General features: G+C 69.0%; 22 protein-coding genes. 12 read left to right on the top strand and 10 right to left on the bottom strand.

Annotation, left to right across the window (positions count from 1 at the left end):
• Positions 1–57 precede the first annotated feature (57 nt).
• Complete coding sequence (locus ON38_RS04790) at positions 58–762, bottom strand: enoyl-CoA hydratase-related protein (protein WP_039822669.1); 705 nt, start codon at positions 760–762, stop codon at positions 58–60.
• 92 nt (positions 763–854) lie between these two features.
• Here ON38_RS04790 and ON38_RS37380 point away from each other — a divergent pair, with 92 nt between their 5' ends.
• Together ON38_RS37380 and ON38_RS04780 are read left to right on the top strand one after the other, a co-directional pair.
• Positions 855–1,634, top strand: coding sequence for a purine-nucleoside phosphorylase (locus tag ON38_RS37380; RefSeq protein ID WP_039822668.1), 780 nt, complete (start codon positions 855–857; stop codon positions 1,632–1,634).
• Positions 1,635–3,134 (top strand): phospho-sugar mutase, encoded by a 1,500-nt coding sequence (locus ON38_RS04780; protein WP_039822667.1) that lies wholly within the window; start codon positions 1,635–1,637, stop codon positions 3,132–3,134.
• A gap of 7 nt (positions 3,135–3,141) precedes the next feature.
• Here ON38_RS04780 and upp read toward each other — a convergent pair whose 3' ends face one another.
• Complete coding sequence (gene upp, locus ON38_RS04775; protein ID WP_039822699.1) at positions 3,142–3,765, bottom strand: uracil phosphoribosyltransferase; 624 nt, start codon at positions 3,763–3,765, stop codon at positions 3,142–3,144.
• 151 nt (positions 3,766–3,916) lie between these two features.
• On the opposite strand from upp, the gene ON38_RS04770 reads away from it, so the two are divergent.
• From ON38_RS04770 to ON38_RS04740, 7 genes are all read left to right on the top strand, one after another.
• Complete coding sequence (locus tag ON38_RS04770; protein WP_039822698.1) at positions 3,917–4,231, top strand: type VII secretion target; 315 nt, start codon at positions 3,917–3,919, stop codon at positions 4,229–4,231.
• Positions 4,232–4,235: 4 nt separating this feature from the next.
• Positions 4,236–5,327 (top strand): C40 family peptidase, encoded by a 1,092-nt coding sequence (locus ON38_RS04765; RefSeq protein ID WP_039822697.1) that lies wholly within the window; start codon positions 4,236–4,238, stop codon positions 5,325–5,327.
• Positions 5,328–5,378: 51 nt separating this feature from the next.
• A complete protein-coding gene (locus ON38_RS04760; RefSeq protein ID WP_051164378.1) occupies positions 5,379–5,729 on the top strand; it encodes a hypothetical protein in 351 nt (116 codons plus the stop codon).
• Between the two features lie 58 nt (positions 5,730–5,787).
• Positions 5,788–6,135, top strand: coding sequence for a YbaB/EbfC family nucleoid-associated protein (locus ON38_RS04755; RefSeq protein WP_051164377.1), 348 nt, complete (start codon positions 5,788–5,790; stop codon positions 6,133–6,135).
• 140 nt (positions 6,136–6,275) lie between these two features.
• Complete coding sequence (locus ON38_RS04750; protein WP_039822665.1) at positions 6,276–7,532, top strand: SatS C-terminal domain-containing protein; 1,257 nt, start codon at positions 6,276–6,278, stop codon at positions 7,530–7,532.
• A gap of 206 nt (positions 7,533–7,738) precedes the next feature.
• Positions 7,739–7,936, top strand: coding sequence for a type II toxin-antitoxin system VapB family antitoxin (locus ON38_RS04745; RefSeq protein ID WP_039822663.1), 198 nt, complete (start codon positions 7,739–7,741; stop codon positions 7,934–7,936).
• Positions 7,937–8,031: 95 nt separating this feature from the next.
• Positions 8,032–8,715 carry a JAB domain-containing protein gene (locus tag ON38_RS04740; protein WP_083872262.1) on the top strand — a complete coding sequence of 228 codons (684 nt, stop codon included), beginning with the start codon at positions 8,032–8,034 and terminating at the stop codon, positions 8,713–8,715.
• Positions 8,716–9,026: 311 nt separating this feature from the next.
• Here ON38_RS04740 and ON38_RS04735 read toward each other — a convergent pair whose 3' ends face one another.
• From ON38_RS04735 to ON38_RS04700, 8 genes are all read right to left on the bottom strand, one after another.
• Complete coding sequence (locus tag ON38_RS04735) at positions 9,027–9,935, bottom strand: metal ABC transporter permease (RefSeq protein ID WP_039822661.1); 909 nt, start codon at positions 9,933–9,935, stop codon at positions 9,027–9,029.
• 5 nt (positions 9,936–9,940) lie between these two features.
• Positions 9,941–10,675 (bottom strand): metal ABC transporter ATP-binding protein, encoded by a 735-nt coding sequence (locus ON38_RS04730; protein WP_039822660.1) that lies wholly within the window; start codon positions 10,673–10,675, stop codon positions 9,941–9,943.
• The gene (locus tag ON38_RS04725) at positions 10,672–11,589 is read right to left on the bottom strand and encodes a metal ABC transporter substrate-binding protein (protein ID WP_169333246.1); all 918 of its coding nucleotides are present in this window, start codon (positions 11,587–11,589) and stop codon (positions 10,672–10,674) included. Before ON38_RS04725 ends, ON38_RS04730 begins: the two co-directional genes overlap by 4 nt.
• A 139-nt stretch (positions 11,590–11,728) precedes the next feature.
• Entirely contained in the window at positions 11,729–12,502 is a 774-nt protein-coding gene (locus ON38_RS04720; protein WP_039822659.1) for a succinate dehydrogenase iron-sulfur subunit, read from the bottom strand.
• Positions 12,502–14,331, bottom strand: coding sequence for a succinate dehydrogenase flavoprotein subunit (gene sdhA / locus ON38_RS04715; protein ID WP_083872257.1), 1,830 nt, complete (start codon positions 14,329–14,331; stop codon positions 12,502–12,504). The genes ON38_RS04720 and sdhA overlap by 1 nt, the downstream gene beginning before the upstream one ends.
• Before the next feature lie 16 nt (positions 14,332–14,347).
• Positions 14,348–14,779, bottom strand: a complete 432-nt coding sequence (locus tag ON38_RS04710) for a succinate dehydrogenase hydrophobic membrane anchor subunit (protein WP_030522532.1) — start codon at positions 14,777–14,779, stop codon at positions 14,348–14,350.
• Positions 14,780–14,782: 3 nt separating this feature from the next.
• On the bottom strand, positions 14,783–15,181 hold the full coding sequence (sdhC, locus tag ON38_RS04705) for a succinate dehydrogenase, cytochrome b556 subunit (protein ID WP_083872255.1): 399 nt from the start codon (positions 15,179–15,181) through the stop codon (positions 14,783–14,785).
• 635 nt (positions 15,182–15,816) lie between these two features.
• A complete protein-coding gene (locus ON38_RS04700; RefSeq protein ID WP_039822656.1) occupies positions 15,817–16,074 on the bottom strand; it encodes a GreA/GreB family elongation factor in 258 nt (85 codons plus the stop codon).
• A 179-nt stretch (positions 16,075–16,253) separates the two neighbouring features.
• On the opposite strand from ON38_RS04700, the gene ON38_RS04695 reads away from it, so the two are divergent.
• The 3 genes from ON38_RS04695 to ON38_RS04685 form a co-directional block, all read left to right on the top strand.
• The gene (locus ON38_RS04695; RefSeq protein ID WP_039822654.1) at positions 16,254–16,649 is read left to right on the top strand and encodes a cytidine deaminase; all 396 of its coding nucleotides are present in this window, start codon (positions 16,254–16,256) and stop codon (positions 16,647–16,649) included.
• Between the two features lie 221 nt (positions 16,650–16,870).
• The gene (locus tag ON38_RS04690; RefSeq protein ID WP_039822652.1) at positions 16,871–17,872 is read left to right on the top strand and encodes an LLM class flavin-dependent oxidoreductase; all 1,002 of its coding nucleotides are present in this window, start codon (positions 16,871–16,873) and stop codon (positions 17,870–17,872) included.
• A gap of 300 nt (positions 17,873–18,172) precedes the next feature.
• The coding region (locus tag ON38_RS04685) for a thymidine phosphorylase (protein ID WP_039822651.1) at positions 18,173–19,240 on the top strand (1,068 nt) is incomplete at its 3' end.

Here is a 19,240-nt window from a genome sequence, read left to right as displayed (position 1 = left end):
CCGGGTATCCGGTGGGGCGAGGGCGTTCCCGTCGCCGCCCGTCCGGCTCGCGCGCGGCTAGTTCGCGGCGAATGCCAGGTTATCCGGAGTGGTCGGCACCGCGAGGCCGGCCAGCGCCGTGGCGTGCAGCGAGCGTTTGATGGCGGGCAGGCTGGGCGTCCGATTGGCGGCCAGTCCGGCAGCCCGCTCCACCGCGGCGGCGCGCAACGCCTCGGCCTCGGCGATATCGTCCACGATACCCGCCGCCAGGGCTTCCGCGGCGCCGAACCGGTGGCCGGTGGTCATGGCGGAGACCGCCACCTGGTTGGTCAACCGGGTGCCGAGCAGCGCGTTCATTCCGACGGTGAACGGCATCCCCAGATGCACCTCCGGTAGGCACCAGAATCCTCGATCGGCGCGCATCACCCGGAAATCGTGGGAAGTGGCGAGCATGGCACCGGCGCCGAAAGCGTGCCCGTTGACGGCCGCGACGGTGGGCAGGGGAAACGCGAGAAGCCGGCTGAACACAGTGTGCACGCGGTCGAGGTAGCCGTGCATGCGGTCGAGGTTCGCGAACAGCCAGTCGGTGTCGAGTCCGTTGCTGAAGAACTTGCCGGTGGCGGTCGTCACCAGCGCGGCGGGCCCCTCGACGGCTGCGACGGTGTCCAGCAGCGCGTGCGTCTCGTCTATCCACTCGTGGCTGAATCGGTTCTCGCTGTCGGTCTGGCCCTCGTTGCCCAACGACAGCACGAAAACGTTTCCCTCACGTTCCAGGTACGGCATCTGTGCAGCGTATAGCCGACGGCGGCCGGAGGCCCCACCGACGCGGGCGGTTCGGGCGGGCCGGCGGCGCGGGAGGCCATACACTGGCCGCCATGCTTGCCGAAGAGGCCGCCGAGGAGATCGCGGTCCGGTCGTCGGTGGATCGACACCGGGTCGCGGTGGTGCTGGGTTCGGGCTGGCAGGACGCCGCCGCCGAACTCGGGACCCCCAACGCCGAGATACCGATGCCCGAGTTGCCCGGATTCGCCGCGCCCACCGCGCAAGGTCACGTGGGGCGGGTGGTTTCGGTATCGATCGGCGACACCCACGCGCTCGTGCTCATGGGGCGCCAGCACCTGTACGAGGGTCATTCCGCCGAGGAGGTCGTACATCCGGTGCGGACCGCGGTGGCGGCGGGCGCGGAGACGGTGATCCTCACCAACGCCGCCGGCGGTATCCGCCCGGGGATGCGGGTCGGCGAAGCGGTGCTGGTACGCGATCACCTGAATCTCACCGGGACGACGCCGCTGACCGGGCCCTCCTTCGTCGATCTGGTCGACGCCTGGGACCCACGGTTGCGCGATCTCGCGCGGCGCGTCGACCCGGACCTGACCGAGGGCGTGTACGCCGGGCTCACCGGACCGCAGTACGAAACGCCCGCCGAGATCCGCATGCTGGCCACGATCGGCGCCGATCTGGTGGGGATGTCGACGGTGCTGGAAGCCATCGCGGCGCGTGCCCTCGGCGTCCGGCTGCTCGGCATCTCCCTGGTCACGAATCTGGCGGCCGGGGTCACGGGGGCGCCGCTGGCCCACGCGGAAGTGCTCGCGGAGGGACGGGCGGCCGCCCCGCGCCTGGGCAAATTGCTGCGCGGCGTGGTGGAGCAACTGTAGATGCTGACCTTCGGCACGGCGGGTCTGCGCGGGCCGCTGGCTCCCGGCCCGGACGGGATGAACGAAACCACGGTGGCGCGGGCCACCGCCGGGCTCGCGGCCTGGCTGCGGGACCGCTGCCTCGGCGGCGGGACCGTGGTGGTGGGCCGCGACGCCCGGCACGGGTCCGCGGAATTCGCGGCGGTCACCGCCGAGGTGCTGGCCGCGGCCGGTTTCCCCGTGACCCTGCTGCCCGAATCGCTGCCGACCCCGGTGACGGCCTTCGCCGTACGCGAATCGGGCGCGGTGGCCGGTGTGCAGATCACCGCATCGCACAATCCGCCCGGTGACAACGGCTACAAGGTCTTCCTCGACGGCGGCACCCAGCTGGCACCGCCCGCCGATACCGAGATCGAGCAGCGGATCACCGCGGTCACCGAACCGATCGGCCGTGAGCCCGTGGCAGCGTCGGGCGGTGCGGTCCTGTCGCACTATCTGGCGCGGGTCGCGCAGTTGCCCCGGCTGATCGGCGGCGACGGGGATCGCGCCGGTATCCGGATCGCGTTCACGCCGATGCACGGTGTGGGCGGCGCGACCGCCGTGCACGCGCTCACCGCCGCCGGTTTCACCGATATCCACGCGGTGACCGAACAATTCGCACCCGACCCCGATTTCCCCACGGTGGCCTTCCCGAACCCGGAGGAGCCGGGAGCGGCGGATCTGCTGCTGCGGCTGGCCGAGCGGGTGGACGCCGATCTGGCCGTGGCGCTGGACCCCGACGCCGACCGGTGCGCGCTGGGCATCCCCACACCGGACGGGTGGCGCATGCTGCGCGGGGACGAAACGGGGGTACTGCTGGCCGACGACGTGCTGCGCACGGCGCCCGCGGATCCACTGGTAGCCACCACGATCGTCTCGTCGCGGCTGCTCTCCCGGCTGGCGCCGGCGCGGGGCGCCCGCTACGCCGAAACCCTCACCGGCTTCAAATGGCTGGCGCGGGCGGGCGACGGCCTGGTCTACGCGTATGAGGAGGCGATCGGGCACTGTGTGGACCCGGCGACGGTCCGCGACAAGGACGGGGTCTCCGCGGCCGTGATGGCCGCCGACCTGGTGTCCCGGCTACGTGCCCGCGGCCGCACGCTGAACGACGAACTCGACGATCTGGCCGTCGAGTTCGGCGTGCACGCCGGCGATCAGGTCGCGCTGCGGCTGCCCGATCAGCGAGCGGCCGCAGCGGTGGTCGAGGCGCTGCGGGCCGCACCGCCGGAAACGCTGGCCGGGACCGCGGTCGACTACACCGATATGGCAACGCTGCGGGGCCGGATGCGTACCGACGCACTGGTATTCACCGGTGACGGTGTGCGGTTGGTCGTCCGGCCCTCGGGCACCGAACCGAAGCTCAAATGCTATCTGGAGGTGGTGCACCCGGTTTCCGGCCCGGCCGGGTTGCGGGCGGCCGGAGGCACCGCGCGGGAGCGGCTTTCGGAGTTGCGCGACTATTGCCGCACGCTGGCCGGCTGAGGCGGGTTCAGCGCGGGCCGAACTGACGATCCCCCGCGTCGCCGAGTCCGGGCACGATATAGGCGTCGTCGTTGAGCCGGTCGTCGATCACGCCCGTCACCAGCCGGACCGGATATCCCGAACCGGCCAGCGCCGCGATACCTTCCGGCGCCGCCACCACACAGACCGCGGTGATGTCGAGCGCGCCCCGGTCGGCGAGCAGCCCCAGTGTGTACAGCATGGAGCCTCCGGTGGCCAGCATCGGGTCCAGCACCATCACCGGCGTGGCCGACAGATCGTCGGGCAGCGATTCCAGATACGGCACGGGCCGGTGGGTCTGTTCGTTCCGGGCGACACCGACGAAACCCACCTGCGATTCGGGAATGAGATCGGTGGCGGCGTCGACCATACCGAGCCCGGCCCGCAGGACCGGTACCAGCAGCGGCGGCCGGGCAAGTCGTACGCCGCGGGTGGCCGCGACCGGCGTGGTGATGTCGAAATGTTCCACGGGCGCGTCCCGCAGCGCCTCGTAGACCAGGAGTCTGGACAGGTCCCGCAGGGCGGCCCGGAAGGCGGGGTCGGGGGTGCGTTCGTCGCGAAGTGTGGTGAGCAGTATCGCCACGAGCGGATGATCCAGCGTGTGCGTGCGCATGAGGGAACGATAAAGTCGATCGGGAGCGGCGGCCTTCGCGCCGTGATTTTCCGCGGTGATCGAATTCCGCGGAACCGCGCGGGAAGCCGATGCGTCGAAACCGGTAGATGACATACTCTGCCCGTTAACGAAGTCGATGGGGGAACCTCTGATGGTGAACATCTCAGCCGATGCCGAGGGCATCGCGGCCTACGGCGCCACCGCCGGGGTGATGGCCTCCGAACTCGCGGCGGCGGGGACCGGGGCCGCGGGTGCGGCGCCCACGGTGCTGGGGCCGATCTTCGGGCTGATCGGCGGTGATTTCCTCGCGGCGTACGCGGCCGCGCACGCCGGCCATGTGGCGACGATCGGCCAGCTGTCCGCGGTGCTGGGCACGATGAGCGGGGCGGCCGGGGTGGCCGCGGTGAGTTACGCCGAGGCCGATATCAGCAATGCGGCCGCCCTGCGCGGTGCTGCCGGGGAGTGACCCGGTGATCGATATCAATACCCTGGCCAGGCCGATTCTCGACCTGCTCGCCAGTTTCGGCACCGGCGTGCTGGCCACCGGCGGCCCCGGCGATGCGCTGCGTTCCGCGTCCACTGCGATCGACCAGGTGCACGCGCTGGGTCGCGGCGGCATCAATCAGATGAACACCGCGTGGGACGGTACCGGCGCGGACGCCGCGACCTCCAAGGCGCTGCGCGTGCAGACCTCGGCCGCGAGCATCTCCGATCGCGGCAACGAGATGGCGACCGTGATGGGCCAGGCCGCGGCCCATGTGGAAACCGGCAACAAGGACCTCACCGCGATCGCGCAGTCGTTCGTGAACACCGCCGCCGCGGCCGCGCCCGCCCTGGGCACTCCGGCGGGTATGTCGCTGCTGGTGGGTTCCGCTATCGATCATCTGGGCCAGGCGCTGGGTGTGGTGGGCCGGGTGCAGAACGAACTGCAGACCCAGACCTCCTCGATGAACGAGCTCACCCCGCCACCACCCACCCCGTCGGCGGCGAGCACCGCACCGGTGAGCACGCAGACCGTGTCGACGGTGGCGTCGGGGCTGAGCACCGCTGCCGGGATGGCCGGTTCGATGATGAGCACCGCCATGTCGTCGAGCCCGAGCGGCGCCACCACCAGCTCCGGGACCCCGCAGAAAACCGCCACCTCGACCGGTACCGCCACGGGCGAGGGTGTGAAGGTCACCCTGCCGGACGGCAGTGTGGTGGAGGCGCCGAACGAGAAGGCCGCCACCGCGGTGAAATCGGCCCTCGGCACGCTCGGGACCCCCTATGTCTGGGGCGGTAACACCCCCGGCGCCGGACTGGACTGCAGCGGGATGACCAAATATGCCTACGGCGAGGCCGGCGTGGAGCTGCCCCGGCTGGCCCATGAGCAGGCCAACGGCGCCACCCCGGTGTCGCCGGGCGATCTCATGCCCGGCGATCTCGCGGTATGGGACGGCCATGTGGCGATGGTGATCGGCAACGGCCAGTTGATCGAAGCCGGCGATCCGGTGCAGATCAGTTCGGTCCGGACGGAGAACAGCGGGATGGAATTCCTCGGGTTCTACCGGCCCACGGAATGAACCTCAGCAGCCGTTCGGGGAACGGATATCCGATCATGACGAGGACAGATTATGAGTGAGCAGCAGCTTCCCGAGGTGCCGAATGTGACGATCGCGGCCAGCCGCAATCGGGCCGGCACCCTGTCGGTACGCGCCACCGACCAGGGCATGCCGGTGGCGATCGAATTCGAGCGCAGCGAATACCGTTACGGCGCGCAGGCTCTCGCCGACGAGATCCTGCGGCTGACCCGCCGCTCCACCATCGCGGCCAAGGCCAAGCGCCGGGAGCTGCTGGCGGAGAACGGAATGCCGGCCGACATCCTGGACCAGCTCGGCCTGCCCACCCGGCAGCAGGCGGTCGACGAATTGGACCGGATGGACGATGCCGACACCGGCCCGACGAGCTGGATGCGGCCGGTATGAGCGGCCCGCACCCGCGACACCATCACAGCGGATTCCCGCTCGGCCCCAGGAGAGATGTATGAGCGCGGAAATGGACGCCCTGGTCGCCGGCGCCACCCGGAAACTGGAAGCGCTGGAAGCGGCGCTGTACGGGCTCAAACAGGTCCGGGGGCGGTTCAGCACCGAGGACGGAATGGTCACCGCCGAGGTCGACAGCGACGGCGCATTGGTGAGTTTGCAGCTCGCCGAGGCAGTGACCGCGCTACCGCCCGCCGAAGCCGCCCAGCTCATCATCTGGGCGTGCCGGCAGGCCGCCGAGGATGCCGGCGGCCGGCGTTCGGAGGTCGTTGCCGCACTGAACGAGTCGTTCGCGCCGGCGCCCGAGGGAGTGGTCGGACCGACCGGAACCGAATCGGGCGGGGCCTGATCGGGTAGCTCGCCGAGCGCATCCGTCCGGCGTGGCACGGTTGCGCGGGAACCACGGCGCCCCGAATACTTCACCTTCGCCACAGCTGTGCGTGGACCAGGGGTGGGCTCCGCCCAGCTGGACCTATTAGGCTTCCGCGTATGGCTTCTGGAGACATCGTCCCGATCGAGCTCGGTCTGACCGACGGCGATCTTGTCACCCTGTGGGCACCGCGCTGGCGTGACGGTGACGACGAGTGGGAGGCGTTCCTAGGACACGAGGACGCCCTCTACGGCTTCGAGTCCGTGGCCGAACTAGCGGCCTTCATCCGGACCGACTCCGACAACGACCTGGTCGATCATCCGGCGTGGAAGGTGGTCGCGGGTCTGTCGGCCGCCGAGCTGGAACCCGGCGACAACTACTCCTTCGATCTGGTCGGTGTGCCGGAACTGGCCGCCGGTGACCCGGATGTGGACACCGTCGCCGAGTTGGAGGACACCTTGGCCATGGTGCGCAATATCGGCGAGGTCTGCGAGCTCGAAACGGTCACCAAATTCTTCGGTTCGCACCCGTCGCTGGGTGCCCTGGCCGGCGGCACCCAGATGTTCGCGGGCCGTGACGGCGAGGAACTGTGGGACCAGATCGGTGCCGCGGTGGCCAAGAGCTGGGACGATGTGCTCGACGCCATCGATTCGGTGGTGCGGGTGCCCGAGGTCGACGCCGAGGCGGTCGCCTTGGCCGAGGCGGAGTTGCTGGCCGCCGAGGAGAACGAGGTCGATGCCGACGACGCGGCCGATACCGATGACGACAGCGATTTCGAACCCGTCGACCTCGACGACGAGGACGACGAAGAGGACGACGACGCGGAACTCACATTCTGGGAGGAGGTCGGGATCGATCCCGTCAAGATCGTGACGGCCGATGCCGAATACTTCACCCTGCGCTGCTATCTCGACGACGAACCGATCTTCCTCGGCGCCAAGAACGCCATTTCGGTGTTCGCCAGTGAGCGTGCACTTGCACGGTATCTCGCCGACGACCACGAACACGATCTGGCCCGGATCAGCACCTTCGCCGAAGTGCAGACCGCCGCCGTCGACGGGTCGCTCGAGGTGGAGGTCACCGAGGAGAACGTCTACGTGCTCCCCGGCCTCGCCGACGACCTGGCCGAGGGCCCGGAAGCGGTCGACACCGAGCAGCTCGACCTGGTCCTGGAGCTGTTCTCCGACGCCGCCGACTACGCCGATGACGACGCGGTGGAGCAGGCCCTGGCCAAATCGACTCCGCTCGGGTGGTACGTGTCCTACCTGCTGCATCCGGACCCGACCCGGATGGCGCCCAACCCGCCGTTCGACGCCGAGGCGCGTGCCTGGCGTGAACTCGAACGCAATTTCGAATCGCGTCTGTCTCCGCGCTGACCGGTCCCCGGGCCCGCGGCATCGACGCGTGGGTCCGGCTGCCCCTAGGTCTCGATGTGGACACACGGCGTGACATTCGGTCGATAAACCGGCGGCGACTGGGCAAACTGACTGGCCAGCGGCGTTGTCGTTGCGCAGCCACTGCGGTTCGTCTCGGGCGGCGGTGACACGCCGCCGCATCAAGGCGGATGTACTAAGGAGGACGCATGCCGACAGTGCGGATCGAGTTGGATCAGGATCTGCTGGCGGCCGCCGGGGCCATCATGGGCACGGCGTCGAACAAGGCGACCATTCACGAGGCGCTGCGCCGGATCGTGGTGCACGAGCGGCAGCTACGGCATTTCGAGCGGCTTGCGGCCTCGGCGCTGAATCGTCCTCCGCAGCCGGTGGTGGTCGACGGCTGATCCGGCCGGGCATCGCACCCCACCGAGCCCGGCCGGAGCCTCCGGAACTGTCGGTACCCGCTGGCATGATGGCCACGGAATCTGGAGGGGGAATCATGCCGGTACCGATCACCGATCTGCCCAGGGCACAACGGCCGCGCGAACGCCTGTGCGCCCTCGGCCCTCAGGCGTTGAACGACGGTGAACTGCTCGCTCTGCTGCTCGGTCAGGGACGCCGCGGCGAGAGCGCGGTCGAACTCGCCCTTGCCCTGCTCACCGAGTTCGGTGGAGTGGGCGGGCTGGCCGCGGCGCGGCCCGAGGAGTTGCGGCGCCGGCCCGGGGTGGGCGTGGCCAAGGCCGCGGCCATCGCCGCCGCGTTCCAGCTCGCCGCCCGGGCCCGCACCGGCACGCAGGTCCCCGCGCCACTGCTGCGGGCCGATGATGTGGCCCGGGAAGCGGCCCCATTGTTCGCCGGGGCCCGGGTGGAGCGGTTGCTGGTGCTGGTCTGCGATGCGCGCAACCGGCCACGGCAGCGGATCTTCGTGGCCGAAGGCGCCATCGACGAGGTGGCGGTACCGGTGCGCGAGATCCTGAACACGGTCCTGCGCCATGACGGCCGCGCCTTCGCGCTGGCACACAATCATCCCTCCGGCGATCCGACCCCCAGCCCGGACGATCGCCGGGCGAGCACACTGCTCGCCGCGGCGGCACGAACGGTGGGTCTGCGGTTCCTGGACCACGTGGTGATCGCGGGCGACTGCTGGCGGCGGGCCGCTCCGTTCGAGGACGCCTTCCCGTGAATGCGCCCCATCGGTAGCGCAGGGGGAACGCGAGCAACGCGAATCCGTCGGCTCGCTCGATGCCGGCTTCTCGGTACCGTCCGCCATGTCGAACTTCGGCACATCACGCGAGCCGGCTACGACCGCCTGCACACCCCGACGACCGATTCCGCCGAACGCCGCCCGTGGAGTGGGCACGGCGGTCCGTGGGCGCCGCCGCCGGACCAGGACCGATGACAAGGCTCTCGTCGGTGAGCTGCGGCCCCCGGTCGCCGGGCCAACACCGGCGGGCCACCACCGTTCGTGCAGGTGTTCCCCGGTCCTCCGGTTCGTCAGATGGGCGGTTCGACGGCCACGGCAGCCGGCGGTTCCCCGGATACCCCGCGCCCCCGGCGGCGCCCGGCCGCCAGCCGGGAACCGATCAGGCCCTGCCGGGGCGCGAACAGGTAGACCACGGTGAAGACGACGCCCTGGGCGAGCACGATGGTGGCCCCGGGTGCGGTGTCGGCGTAGTAGCTCACGTACAGGCCGGTGACGGCGCAGATCGCCGAGAGGGTCGGGGCGATCACCAGCATCCGCCCGAATCGGTCGGTGAGCAGGTAGGCGGTCGCGCCGGGAATGATCAGCATGGCCACCACGAGGATCACACCGACCGCTTGCAGGGCCACTACCGAGGTCAGCGCGAGCAGGCCGAGCAGGGCCGCCCCCAGGACTCGCGGGTTCAGGCCGAGGGCGTAGGCGTGGGTCGGGTCGAACGCGTACAGCGTGAAATCCCGGCGTTTGAGCACGAGTGCGAGGAACACCAGGGCCGCCAGCCCGGCGATCTGGACCAGCTCCTCCTGGCTCACGCCCAGCAGATTGCCGAAGATGATGTGGTTGAGGTCGGTATTGCTGGGGGTCACCGAGACCAGTACCAGCCCGAATGCGAACAGCGTGGTGAACACGATCCCGATGGCGGCGTCCTCCTTCACGCGACTGGTGTCGCGGACCAGGCCGATCAGTCCGACCGCCAGGAACCCGAAGATCACCGCCCCGACAGCGAACGGCACCCCCGCGATATAGGCGAGTACCACGCCCGGCAGCACCGCGTGCGAGACCGCGTCCCCCATCAGCGACCAGCCCACCAGCACCAGCCAGCAGGACAGCAGTCCGCAGACCACCGCCGCGACGAGGCTGGCGGTGAGCGCGCGCACCATGAATGCGTAGCGCATCGGCTCGAGCACGAATTCGATCAGGTCCATCGCGCTCACCGCTGCCCGATGACATCGAGGCCGAAGGCGAGGGCCAGGTTCTCCGGCCGCAGCGCCTCCTCCGGGGCACCGTGGACGAGTACCCGCCGCATCAACAGCACGGCTTCGTCGGCCAGGCCGGGCAGGGCGTGCAGATCATGAGTGGAGATCAGCACGGTTGCCCCGTCGGCCGCGAGTTCGCGAAGTAATCCGGTGATCGTCGCCTCGGAGCGTTTGTCCACCCCGGCGAACGGTTCGTCGAGAAGCAGGATGCGAGCGCCCTGCGCGATACCGCGCGCCACGAACGCGCGTTTGCGCTGGCCACCGGAGAGCCGGCCGATCTGGCGGTCGGCCAGATCGGTCAATTCCACTCGTTCCAGCGCCTCGTCGACCGCGGCCCGGTCGGCCCGGCCCGCCCGCCGGGTGAACCCCATCCGGCCGTATCGGCCGGTGGTCACCACATCCCGGACCGACAGCGGAAACGACCAGTCCACGGCCTCGCTCTGCGGGACATAACCCAGCACTCCGGCCCGCCGGGCCGCGACGGGTTTGGCCCCGCCGATCCGGACCGTGCCGCGATCGGGGGTGATCATTCCCATCAGGGTCTTGAACAGGGTCGATTTCCCGGACCCGTTCATTCCGATGAGTGCGCAGACGCGGCCGGCGTCCACGGTCAACCGGACCCGGTCGAGTGCCTGGACCTCGCCGTAGTAGACGGTGACACCGTCGACGTCGATCGCGGGGATTGTCATGGCCTGCTCCCGGTGAGTGCTGCGGCTATGGTTTCGGCGTCGTGCCGGATCAGGTCGAGATAGGTCGGCACCGGGCCGTCGGCCGCCGACAGCGAATCCACGTACAGCACCCCGCCGAATCTCGCCCCGGTGGCCTCGACGACCCGGCGCATCGGGGCGTCGGAGACGGTGGATTCGCAGAACACCGCCGGGACCTCGTGGTCACGAACATATTCGATGACCCGGGTGATCTGCTGCGGGGTGGCCTGCTGCTCGGCGTTGACCGGCCAGATGTAGGACTCCGACAGCCCCGCGTCACGGGCCAGGTAGGAGAAGGCGCCCTCGCAGGTCACCAGTGCGCGCTGGCGGCGGGGCAGGTTCGCGAGATCGGCGACGAGTTCGTCGTGGACCTGCTGCAACCGCTGTTTGTAGGCCTCGCCGTTGGCCCGGAAGTCCCCCGCGTGCTCGGGCACGAGGCGGGAGAAGGCCGCGACCATGTTGTCCACATAGACGCGCACGTTCAGCGGTGACATCCAGGCGTGCGGATTGGGTTTGCCCGCGTAGGCGTCGGAGGTGATGGGGACCGAGGCGACCCCTTCGCTCACGGTGACATGCTCGGCGTCCAGGTCGGCGACGAACTGACCGAACCAGGCCTCCAGATTCATGCCGTTGTCGAGGATGAGATCGGCTTTGGCGGCGCGTTTGATATCGCCCGGGGTGGGTTCGTAGCCGTGGATCTCGGCACCGGGTTTGGTGAGCGACTGCACCTCGAGGTGTTCGCCCGCGATATTCGACGCGATATCGGCCAGCACGGTGAAGGTGGTGGCGACCACCGGCTCACCGGTTCGCGGCAGGTGGAACGTGTCGCAGGCGGTGAGCACGACGGTGAGACCACAGGCCGCGAGCACGGCGGCGATCCGGGGAAACACCTGCATACCGAACCACCCGCCTTCCAGTGAGAATGGTAAGTTCGGGTACCCGAATTATCAAGTTCGTGTGACGAAATAGAAACGACCGGGAATGCAAAAACCGCCCCCGCGCGGGGCACGGGAGCGGTTCGGTCTACAGCCGGGATCAGCGGGCGAAGAGCAATGCCCGCTTGACCTCCTGGATGGCCTTGGTGACCTCGATACCGCGGGGGCAGGCGTCCGTGCAGTTGAAGGTGGTGCGGCAGCGCCACACACCGTCGACCTCGTTGAGGATGTCCAGGCGCTCCCGGGCGGCCTCGTCACGGCTGTCGAAGATGAAACGGTGCGCGTTCACGATCGCGGCCGGGCCGAAGTAGCTGCCGTCGTGCCAGTACACCGGGCAGGACGTGGTGCAGCAGGCACAGAGGATGCACTTGGTGGTGTCGTCGAACCGGGCGCGGTCGGCCTGGCTCTGGATCCGCTCGAAGGTCGGCTCGTTACCGGAGGTGATCAGGTAGGGCTTCACCGCCCGGAACGCGTCGAAGAACGGTTCCATATCCACGACGAGGTCCTTCTCGACCGGCAGCCCGCGGATGGGTTCGACGGTGATGGTGACCGGCTTACCGTTCTTCGGCAGCATGTCCTTCATCAGGACCTTGCAGGCCAGCCGGTTCACCCCGTTGATCCGCATGGCGTCGGACCCGCACACGCCGTGCGCGCAGGAGCGGCGGAAGGTGAGGGTGCCGTCCAGGTAGGACTTGATGTAGATGAGGAGGTTGAGGAAGCGGTCCGTCGGCAGCGCGGGCACCTGGAACGACTCCCAGCGCTGGCCCTGACCGTCCTCCGGGTTGAACCGCGCCACCTTGACGGTGATCATGGTCGAGCCCTCGGGGACCGGCGCCGGGTTCGCGGCCGTCGGATTCTCGGCTACAGCGGTCATCAGTACTTACGCTCCATCGGCTCGTAACGGGTCTGCACCACCGGCTTGAAGTCGAGGCGGATATCGGAGAGGAGATCCGCGCCCTCCTTGTAGGCCATCGTGTGCCGCATGAAGTTCACGTCGTCGCGGTCCGGGTAGTCCTCGCGCGCGTGCCCGCCACGCGACTCCTTGCGGTTGAGCGCCCCGACCACCGTGACTTCGGCCAGCTCCAGCAGGAAGCCGAGTTCGACGGCCTCGAGCAGATCGCTGTTGTAGCGTTTGCCCTTGTCCTGCACCGTGATCCGGGCGTAGCGCTCCTTGAGCGCGTGGATATCGGTGAGGGCCTGCTTCAGCGTGTCCTCGGTGCGGAACACCGAGGCGTTGTTGTCCATCGACCGCTGCAGTTCGGTGCGGATATCGGCGACCCGCTCGTTGCCGTGGTCGGACAGGATCAGCGCCAGCCAGTCCTGCACCATCTGCGCCGGGTTCTCCGGCATATCGACGAACTCGGCGCGATGCGCGTACTCCGCGGCGGCGATACCGGCGCGGCGGCCGAACACGTTGATATCGAGCAGCGAGTTGGTGCCGAGCCGGTTCGCGCCGTGCACCGAGACACAGGCGCATTCGCCGGCGGCGTACAGGCCGGGCACGATATCGGTGTTGTTCTTCAGCACCTCGCCCTGGATGCGGGTGGGGATACCGCCCATCACGTAGTGGCAGGTGGGGAACACCGGCACCAGTTCCTTCACCGGGTCCACACCGAGGTAGGTGCGGGCGAACTCGGTGATATCGGGCAGCTTCTCCTCGAGCACGTCCTCACCGAGGTGGGTCACGTCGATGTAGACGTAGTCCTTGTTCGGTCCGGCGCCGCGGCCCTCCAGCACCTCGAGCACCATGGAGCGGGCGACGATATCGCGCGGCGCGAGGTCCTTGATGGTGGGCGCGTAACGCTCCATGAACCGCTCGCCGTCGGCGTTGCGCAGGATGCCGCCCTCACCGCGGACGGCCTCGGAGATGAGGATGCCCAGGCCGGCCAGGCCCGTGGGATGGAACTGGTGGAATTCCATATCCTCGAGCGGCAGCCCCTTGCGGAACACGATCGCCATACCGTCACCGGTGAGCGTGTGCGCGTTGGAGGTGGTCTTGTACATCCGGCCCGAACCGCCGGTGGCGAAGACGATCGACTTCGCGTGGAAGACGTGCAGTTCACCGGTGGCCAGCTCGTAGGCGACCACACCGGTGGCGACCTGACCGCGATCGGTATCGGTCAGCACCAGGTCCAGCACGTAGAACTCGTTGTAGAACTCGACATCGTGTTTGACGCAGTTCTGGTACAGCGTCTGCAGGATCATGTGACCGGTCCGGTCGGCGGCGTAGCAGGCGCGCCGGACCGGGGCCTTGCCGTGGTCCCGGGTGTGACCGCCGAAGCGACGCTGGTCGATCTTGCCCTCGGGCGTGCGGTTGAAGGGCAGACCCATCTTCTCCAGGTCCAGCACCGCGTCGATGGCCTCCTTGGCCATGATCTCCGCCGCGTCCTGGTCGACCAGGTAGTCGCCACCCTTGACCGTGTCGAAGGTGTGCCACTCCCAGTTGTCCTCTTCGACATTGGCCAGGGCCGCGCACATACCGCCCTGGGCCGCGCCGGTGTGGCTGCGGGTGGGGTACAGCTTGGTCAGCACCGCGGTCCGCGCCCGCGGGCCGGCCTCGATGGCCGCCCGCATGCCCGCGCCACCGGCACCGACGATCACGACGTCGTAGCGGTGCTCCTGAACAGGTCGGGATTCAACGGGTCCGCTGGTTCGTTCGCTGCTCTCACCTGCGGCGTCGGTTCGTTCGCTGCGCTCACTCATGCGAGGTGGCCCGTTCCTAACTGATATTGGGGTCGAAGGTGAAGATGACGTAGGTGCCCACGCCCATGATCAGGATCATCGACAGCACCAGCAGCGTGTTCAGCCAGAACCGGGTCGAATCCTTGCGCGAGTAGTCGGCGATCACGGTGCGCACACCGTTACCGCCGTGCAGCTGCGCCAGCCACAGCATGGCCAGATCCCAGATCTGCCAGAAGGGGCTGGACCACCGGCCGGCGACGAAGGCGAAGTTCAGCCGTTTCACGCCACCGTCGAGCAGCAGCATGATCGCCATATGACCGAAGACCAGCACGATCAGCGCGAGACCGGAGAAGCGCATGAACAGCCACGCGTACTTCTCGAAGTTCCCGCTGGCGTGCGAACGCGGGGAGCGGGGCAGATCCAGGCTCGCCGGACGGTCGTAGGACTTGCCGAGAACGGGTGCAGACATGGCTCAGTGCTCCGTCAACAGTAGGAAGAACATGCGGCCGATCGTGGGCACCAAGAGCACGACCAGGAGCCCGATGATGCCCCAGAGCATCTGCTTCTGGTAGCGCGGTCCCTGGGACCAGAAGTCCACCAGGATCACCCGCACACCGTTGAGCGCGTGGAACAGCACACAGAAGACGAGTGCCATCTCCATCAGCGCGACGATCGGCGTCTTGTAGATCTCGATCGCTTCGTCGTACATCTGCGGGCTGACCCGTACGAGCGCGGTGTCCAGGACGTGCACGAAAAGGAAGAAGAAAACCGTGACACCGGTGATCCGGTGCAGGGCCCAGGACCACATTCCGGGGTCGCCTCGGTACAGCGTTTTGCGCTTCGGCTGGGCCGGAGCTTCTATCGTGGCCATAGAGTTTCGGTGCCTCCAACATCGTTGATGGACCCGGTCGCAGATCCCGGCACCGGTGTGGCGGGCCGGAAATTCGGTGGCTACCAACCCGCGGCCGACACCGACCGACTCCGGGGCCGCTGTCGATAGGGCTCGCCGCCGCCGAACCTGAACCGATCTGTCCTGGACTCTAATCCTCTGGCAATCGGGGAACTAATTCGGCGTGCCGCGCGTTGCGCCCAGATCACACAGGTTAGGTTTACCTTTGTAGGGCGGTGGAGGGGTTCCGCGATGGGTTCGTCGCGCCCTCTATCGCCTACTCGAAGAACCCCTCCACGGCGCCGGATTGTTCCGCAAAACCTTGGTGTGCAGCGGATTTCACAACCGGCCCGCCACCCATGTGCTCATCGTCCGATATTCGGGGCGCACTCGGGCCCGCAATGCCGATCTCGCCATTGCGCGCACCGGCAATGTGCAAAATGTCTCAGTCGGAGAGGCGAAGTTACTCAAGAGTAGCGGACAGATCGCCGCGGAGACGAAAGACTTTCCGCGACCCCCGGAATTGCCCGGACCGCCCACCGTCCGGGCCGGGCGCCGGATCCGGGCCCACCGGCCGCCGCGCACTCGAAGCGGGCCGCCGGTGGAACCACGCCGGATCAGTCCTCGTGGATCGAATCGACCCGTAGCCGCACGGCTTCGTAGTTGAAAACGGTGTCGACGACATCGCCGGGCACCCGCCCCAGTAGCGCCTGACTCGCCGGTGCGCTCTGCGGGTACTTGCCGACGGCGGGATCGGCCTCGTGATCGGGCACGATCTGGTATTCCATCCGAACCTCGACCTTGTCGAAGGCGTCGAGCCTGGACAGCAGCAACTTCGAATACACCATGACGATGAGGAACTTCGGAAGCGTCATTCGCACCTTCCTGGTGAGGGTCCCCGGACCGAGCGGCCGGGTTCTCTACATATCTCCGAGCGGAACGACGTGTTTCACATCCGCGCGGAACAGATCGTGCGCACAGTCGCACGGCGGACACGGTGATGCGGCAGGCTGGGCCGGGACCCGGTGGGTCGCCCACGGACGCGGGAGCAGCTATGGATATCGACTGGAATCTTCTTCGCACCAGCGCGCGCACCGCCATGCGACGCGCCCATGCCCCCTATTCCCGTTTCCCCGTCGGCGCCGCCGGTTGGGACGGCAGCGCGATCTCGATCGGCTGCAATGTCGAGAACGTGTCCTACGGGCTGGGTCTGTGCGCGGAATGCGTGCTGGTCGGCAACAACAGAACCGCCGGGGGCGGCCGGCTGCTCGCTGTCTCGGTCTGCGATTCCCGGGGCGCGATCCTGCTGCCCTGCGGACGCTGCCGCCAGGTGCTCTACGAGTTCGGGGGGAAGGAACTGCTCATCGACCACCCCGACGGGCCGGTGCCCCTGGGCCGGCTGCTGGTGGACGCCTTCGGGCCCGACGACCTCGCCGCCGGTAGGACCTGACCGCCACATCTCATCGAGCTCCCGGCGCCGATCGGCAGCGCGCCTTCCTACGGCGCCGGCCCACAGGTCGGCTCGGTGCCGGCCCGGCCGATCCGCCGGCAGGCAGGCTTCACGACCCCAACGGCCGCCAGTGCCGATGGGCAACCGGCGAAGCGCGCGACCGCCCCGCCGGCGTCCCGCGGTCGTGGAATCCACGCGGGACAGAACGGGTTGGTCCGGGTATGACAGTTCCCCTCTCCGTGCTCGACCTGGCCGCCGTCGCCGCCGACGGTTCCCATCGGCAGGCGCTTGCCGACACCCTCACCGTCGCCCGCGAGGCCGAGCGGCTGGGGTACCGGCGGTTCTGGGTGGCCGAGCACCACGGCATGCCGGGTATCGCGAGTTCGGCGCCGCCGGTGCTGATCGCCGGGGTGGCCGCGGCGACCGAACGGATCCGGGTGGGTTCCGGCGGAGTGATGCTGCCCAACCATTCCTCGCTGGTGGTCGCCGAGCAGTTCGGCACCCTGGTGGCGCTCTACGGTGACCGCATCGACCTGGGGCTGGGCCGGGCCGCCGGTACCGACCCGCTGATCTCGGCCACCATCCGCCGCGGCGCGGCCGCCGAGGCGGTGGAGGATTTCCCGAAACAGGTGGTGGAACTGCTCGCCTACTTCGGGACGATCCCGCCGCTGCGCGGCGGGCAGGGCGACCGTATCCAGGCGGTGCCCGGTAAAGGCGACGTTCCCGAGATGTGGTTGCTCGGTTCCAGCGATTTCAGTGCCCGGCTGGCCGCGATGATGGGTCTGCCGTTCGCGTTCGCCCATCACTTCGCCGGTGGCCGCAACACCCCCCTGGTATTCGAGCTGTACCGCAGCGAGTTCCGTCCCTCCGAAGTGCTCAGCGAACCGCATTCCATGCTGGCCGTGGCCACCGTGGTCGCCGACTCCGCCGCGGAGGCCCGCCGCCGCACCCTGCCGCAGAGCCTGGTCCAGCTGCGCATGCGCACCGGTCAGCTGCCGCAGCGGATACCGACCCTGGCGGAGGCCGAGGAGTATCCCTGGTCGGACGCGGAGAACGCCTTCGTCGACGACCGCAACGCCGACCAGGCGATCGGCACTCGGGAGCAGGTCCTCGACCGGCTCGACACGCTGGTGAAGGACACCGGAGCGGACGAGATCATCGTGGCCCCCACGGGCCCCACGGTGCAGCACCGCCTCGAGACCCTGCGAGCGCTCCAGGAGTAGATTCCGGGCACCTCGAACGGCCTGCCCGCCGTCTGCCACATCGGCACACGGAGGGCGATTTCTGGTCGCCCTCACCTTCCACCGACGCGAGCTCGCCGACCTCGGCCCTCGGATTGTGACCCCGATGCCGGGGTGGTGAGGCCGGCGGGTCGCACGGGCCCGGCTCGGCGCACCCGAGCTCGCCGGGGCGTTCGCCCCCGCCGCCCCGCCCCGCCGGTCTCGGAGGCCGGCACACCCTGCCGCAGCAGGGTCACCGCCGCGGTCCCGGCACGACCGCCGTGGCGCTGCCAGACTGGGGGTGTGACGGCACACGACGCGGTATCGATCATCGGGGCCAAGCGCGACGGCGGCGAATTGTCCGACGCGCAGATCGATTGGGCCGTGGCCGCCTTCACCCGCGGCGAGATGGCCGACGAGCAGATGGCCGCGCTGGCCATGGCGATCGTGCTGCGCGGGATGAACCGGCGGGAGACCGCCCGCTGGACCGAGGCCATGCTGCGATCGGGCCGGCGGCTGGATTTCACCGATCTCCCGCGGCCGACGGTCGACAAACACTCCACCGGCGGCGTGGGCGACAAGATCACCCTGCCGCTGGCTCCCCTGGTCGCCGCCTGCGGTGCGGCGGTACCGCAGCTGTCCGGCCGCGGATTGGGATACACCGGCGGCACCCTGGACAAACTGGAATCGATTCCGGGTTGGCGGGCCGATATCGCCCCGGACCGGATGCGCGAGATCCTCACCGACCCGGCCGCGGGCTGTGTGGTCTGCGCGGCCGGCGCCGATCTGGCACCCGCCGACAAACGCCTCTACGCCCTGCGCGACACCACCGGCACGGTCGAATCCATCCCGCTGATCGCCAGCTCCATCATGAGCAAGAAGATCGCCGAGGGCACCGCCGCCCTGGTGCTGGATGTGAAGGTCGGGTCCGGTGCGTTCATGCGCACCCGGGAAGAGGCCCACGCGCTGGCCACCGCCATGGTCGAACTGGGCGCCGACGCGAACGTGCGGACCGTGGCCCTGCTCACCGCGATGGACAGCCCGCTGGGCCGCACCGCGGGCAACGCACTCGAGGTCGCCGAGGCCCTGGAGGTGCTCGCGGGCGGCGGTCCGGCCGATATCGTGGAGCTGACGCTGGCCCTGGCGCGCGAGATGGTCGCGCTGGCAGGTCTGGATACCGATCCCGCGGCCGCTCTCGCCGACGGACGCGCCATGGATCACTGGACGGCCATGATCCGCGCTCAGGGCGGTGACCCCGGCGCCCCGCTGCCGAGGGCCGCCCACACCGAAACACTGTCCGCACCGGTGTCGGGGACCCTGACCCGCCTCGACGCGCGCGGTGTCGGTATCGCCGCCTGGCGCCTGGGCGCC

Source organism: Nocardia testacea NBRC 100365, from assembly GCF_000308775.1.
GTDB classification, from domain to species: domain Bacteria; phylum Actinomycetota; class Actinomycetes; order Mycobacteriales; family Mycobacteriaceae; genus Nocardia; species Nocardia testacea.
Note: the sequence above shows the minus strand (reverse complement) of the source record. Positions and strands in the feature narration are given on the sequence as shown.

Coding starts and splice junctions, on each gene's coding strand:
- ON38_RS04790 (WP_039822669.1), bottom strand. CDS start 762: ATGCCGTACCTGGAACGTGAGGGAAACGTTTTCGTGCTGTCGTTGGGC.
- ON38_RS37380 (WP_039822668.1), top strand. CDS start 855: ATGCTTGCCGAAGAGGCCGCCGAGGAGATCGCGGTCCGGTCGTCGGTG.
- ON38_RS04780 (WP_039822667.1), top strand. CDS start 1,635: ATGCTGACCTTCGGCACGGCGGGTCTGCGCGGGCCGCTGGCTCCCGGC.
- upp (WP_039822699.1), bottom strand. CDS start 3,765: ATGCGCACGCACACGCTGGATCATCCGCTCGTGGCGATACTGCTCACC.
- ON38_RS04770 (WP_039822698.1), top strand. CDS start 3,917: ATGGTGAACATCTCAGCCGATGCCGAGGGCATCGCGGCCTACGGCGCC.
- ON38_RS04760 (WP_051164378.1), top strand. CDS start 5,379: ATGAGTGAGCAGCAGCTTCCCGAGGTGCCGAATGTGACGATCGCGGCC.
- ON38_RS04755 (WP_051164377.1), top strand. CDS start 5,788: ATGAGCGCGGAAATGGACGCCCTGGTCGCCGGCGCCACCCGGAAACTG.
- ON38_RS04750 (WP_039822665.1), top strand. CDS start 6,276: ATGGCTTCTGGAGACATCGTCCCGATCGAGCTCGGTCTGACCGACGGC.
- ON38_RS04745 (WP_039822663.1), top strand. CDS start 7,739: ATGCCGACAGTGCGGATCGAGTTGGATCAGGATCTGCTGGCGGCCGCC.
- ON38_RS04740 (WP_083872262.1), top strand. CDS start 8,032: ATGCCGGTACCGATCACCGATCTGCCCAGGGCACAACGGCCGCGCGAA.
- ON38_RS04735 (WP_039822661.1), bottom strand. CDS start 9,935: ATGGACCTGATCGAATTCGTGCTCGAGCCGATGCGCTACGCATTCATG.
- ON38_RS04730 (WP_039822660.1), bottom strand. CDS start 10,675: ATGACAATCCCCGCGATCGACGTCGACGGTGTCACCGTCTACTACGGC.
- ON38_RS04725 (WP_169333246.1), bottom strand. CDS start 11,589: ATGCAGGTGTTTCCCCGGATCGCCGCCGTGCTCGCGGCCTGTGGTCTC.
- ON38_RS04720 (WP_039822659.1), bottom strand. CDS start 12,502: ATGACCGCTGTAGCCGAGAATCCGACGGCCGCGAACCCGGCGCCGGTC.
- sdhA (WP_083872257.1), bottom strand. CDS start 14,331: ATGAGTGAGCGCAGCGAACGAACCGACGCCGCAGGTGAGAGCAGCGAA.
- ON38_RS04710 (WP_030522532.1), bottom strand. CDS start 14,779: ATGTCTGCACCCGTTCTCGGCAAGTCCTACGACCGTCCGGCGAGCCTG.
- sdhC (WP_083872255.1), bottom strand. CDS start 15,181: ATGGCCACGATAGAAGCTCCGGCCCAGCCGAAGCGCAAAACGCTGTAC.
- ON38_RS04700 (WP_039822656.1), bottom strand. CDS start 16,074: ATGACGCTTCCGAAGTTCCTCATCGTCATGGTGTATTCGAAGTTGCTG.
- ON38_RS04695 (WP_039822654.1), top strand. CDS start 16,254: ATGGATATCGACTGGAATCTTCTTCGCACCAGCGCGCGCACCGCCATG.
- ON38_RS04690 (WP_039822652.1), top strand. CDS start 16,871: ATGACAGTTCCCCTCTCCGTGCTCGACCTGGCCGCCGTCGCCGCCGAC.